At 55.9% G+C, this 3,474-nt stretch carries 1 rRNA gene; it reads left to right on the top strand.

What is annotated here, in order from left to right:
• Positions 1–175: 175 nt before the first annotated feature.
• Positions 176–3,314: ribosomal RNA gene (locus HNP00_RS22765) — 23S ribosomal RNA — on the top strand.
• Positions 3,315–3,474 lie beyond the last annotated feature (160 nt).

The following is a 3,474-nucleotide window of genomic DNA, read 5'->3' as shown; positions in this document are numbered from 1 at the left end:
TCGGCGTGCGGGGGTGTGTGGTACGGGGTTGTTGTTTGAGAACTACATAGTGGACGCGAGCATCTGACACAGGCGGCTTGGTGCTGTTTGTGTCTACAGCAATTTCTTTTTATGAACCCGGCCCTTCCTTTGTGGGGGGTCTGGTTCTCTCGAGAGTGTTTGTTTGATCTTGTGTGGTCAAGTTTTTAAGGGCACACGGTGGATGCCTTGGCATTAGGAGCCGAAGAAGGACGTAGGAATCTGCGATAAGCCTGGGGGAGTTGATAACCGAACGGTGATCCCAGGATGTCCGAATGGGGAAACCCCGCCAGACGCGTTTTTCGTGATCTGGTGACCCGCATCTGAACACATAGGGTGCGTGGGGGGAACGCGGGGAAGTGAAACATCTCAGTACCCGCAGGAAGAGAAAACAAGAGTGATTCCGTTAGTAGTGGCGAGCGAACGCGGATGAGGCTAAACCGTTCCATGTGTGATAGCCGGCGGGCGTTGCATGGGCGGGGTTGTGGGACTTTCCGTGCTGGTTCTGCCGGACCGGCGGGGTGAGGGCATGGGCATAGGTGAACGGTCTTGAAAGGCCGGCCGTAGAGGGTGTGAGCCCCGTAACCGTAATGTTGTGTGCCGCCTGGAGAGGATCCCAAGTAGCACGGGGCCCGAGAAATCCCGTGTGAATCTGTCAGGACCACCTGATAAGCCTAAATACTTCCTAATGACCGATAGCGGACCAGTACCGTGAGGGAAAGGTGAAAAGTACCCCGGGAGGGGAGTGAAACAGTACCTGAAACCGTGTGCTTACAATCCGTCGGAGCCAGTCTGATTCTGGTGACGGCGTGCCTTTTGAAGAATGAGCCTGCGAGTTAGTGTTACGTCGCGAGGTTAACCCGTGTGGGGTAGCCGTAGCGAAAGCGAGTCTGAACAGGGCGAGTGTAGTGGCGTGATCTAGACCCGAAGCGGAGTGATCTACCCATGGCCAGGTTGAAGCGACGGTAAGACGTCGTGGAGGACCGAACCCACTTCAGTTGAAAATGGAGGGGATGAGCTGTGGGTAGGGGTGAAAGGCCAATCAAACTCCGTGATAGCTGGTTCTCCCCGAAATGCATTTAGGTGCAGCGTTGCGTGTTTCTTGCCGGAGGTAGAGCTACTGGATGGCCGATGGGCCCTACAAGGTTACTGACGTCAGCCAAACTCCGAATGCCGGTAAGTGAGAGCGCAGCAGTGAGACTGTGGGGGATAAGCTTCATAGTCGAGAGGGAAACAGCCCAGACCACCAACTAAGGCCCCTAAGCGTGTGCTAAGTGGGAAAGGATGTGGAGTTGCGAAGACAACCAGGAGGTTGGCTTAGAAGCAGCCATCCTTGAAAGAGTGCGTAATAGCTCACTGGTCAAGTGATTCCGCGCCGACAATGTAGCGGGGCTCAAGTACACCGCCGAAGTTGTGGATTTCAGACAGTGGCAAGCCTTCGTGGTTCAGCCGTCTGGAGTGGTAGGGGAGCGTCGTGTGGGCGGTGAAGTCGCGGTGTAAACCAGCGGTGGAGCCTACACGAGTGAGAATGCAGGCATGAGTAGCGAAAGACGGGTGAGAAACCCGTCCGCCGAATGATCAAGGGTTCCAGGGTCAAGCTAATCTGCCCTGGGTAAGTCGGGACCTAAGGCGAGGCCGACAGGCGTAGTCGATGGACAACGGGTTGATATTCCCGTACCGGCGAAGGACCGCCCATGCCAAGCGGGGGATACTAACCGCCCGGAGCCTGCCCAATCACCCTTGTGGTGTGCGGGTTTTGGCCGAGCGCGGGACCTGATCCCGGGAGGTAAGCGTATTAACAGGTGTGACGCAGGAAGGTAGCCGGGCCGGGCGATGGTTGCCCCGGTCTAAGGATGTAGGGTCAGCGATAGGCAAATCCGTCGCTGTGTCTTTGATGACGATCCTGAGATCTGATGGGACCCCCGTCATGGGGGGATCCGGTGATCCTATGCTGCCTAGAAAAGCATCGGCGCGAGGTCCCAGCCGCCCGTACCCCAAACCGACACAGGTGATCAGGTAGAGAATACCAAGGCGATCGAGAGAATTATGGTTAAGGAACTCGGCAAAATGCCCCCGTAACTTCGGGAGAAGGGGGGCCCCAACCTTGAACACCACTTGCTGGTGGGAGGGGATCGGGGCCGCAGAGACCAGGGGGAAGCGACTGTTTACTAAAAACACAGGTCCGTGCGAAGTCGCAAGACGATGTATACGGACTGACTCCTGCCCGGTGCTGGAAGGTTAAGAGGACCGGTTAGCCGCAAGGCGAAGCTGAGAATTTAAGCCCCAGTAAACGGCGGTGGTAACTATAACCATCCTAAGGTAGCGAAATTCCTTGTCGGGTAAGTTCCGACCTGCACGAATGGAGTAACGACTTCCCCGCTGTCTCAACCATAAACTCGGCGAAATTGCAGTACGAGTAAAGATGCTCGTTACGCGCAGCAGGACGGAAAGACCCCGAGACCTTTACTATAGTTTGGTATTGGTGTTCGGAGTGGCTTGTGTAGGATAGGTGGGAGACGTTGAAGCCCTCACGCCAGTGGGGGTGGAGTCATCGTTGAAATACCACTCTGGTCACTTTGGACATCTAACTTCGGCCCGTGATCCGGGTCAGGGACAGTGCCTGATGGGTAGTTTAACTGGGGCGGTTGCCTCCTAAAAAGTAACGGAGGCGCCCAAAGGTTCCCTCAGCCTGGTTGGCAATCAGGTGTCGAGTGTAAGTGCACAAGGGAGCTTGACTGTGAGAGAGACATCTCAAGCAGGGACGAAAGTCGGGACTAGTGATCCGGCGGTACATTGTGGAATGGCCGTCGCTCAACGGATAAAAGGTACCTCGGGGATAACAGGCTGATCTTGCCCAAGAGTCCATATCGACGGCATGGTTTGGCACCTCGATGTCGGCTCGTCGCATCCTGGGGCTGGAGTAGGTCCCAAGGGTTGGGCTGTTCGCCCATTAAAGCGGTACGCGAGCTGGGTTTAGAACGTCGTGAGACAGTTCGGTCCCTATCCGCTGCGCGCGCAGGAAATTTGAGAAGGGCTGTCCTTAGTACGAGAGGACCGGGACGGACGAACCTCTGGTGTGTCAGTTGTACTGCCAAGTGCACCGCTGATTAGCTACGTTCGGATGGGATAACCGCTGAAAGCATCTAAGCGGGAAGCTCGCTTCAAGATGAGATTTCCAGACACCTCGTGTGTGAGAGGCCCCCAGCCAGACCACTGGGTTGATAGGCCGGATGTGGAAGACAGGACCAACGACTGTTGAAGCTGACCGGTACTAATAGGCCGACAACTTACACCACACAAACACGATCACTGCTTGCGTCCACTATGTGGTTCCCGAACAACAAACCGTTCGACGGAACCAACAACTCAATAACAACACCACAGTTCCCCAGGGAACCGAAGTTGTAACCACACAGACTTCCCGCCCCCGCACCCCGTGCGGAGGACCGGGTAACA

Origin of the sequence: Arthrobacter sp. AZCC_0090 (assembly GCF_014207375.1) — a bacterium.
In the GTDB taxonomy this organism is placed as follows: Bacteria; Actinomycetota; Actinomycetes; order Actinomycetales; family Micrococcaceae; genus Arthrobacter.
This window is presented reverse-complemented; position numbering and strand designations above follow the sequence as displayed.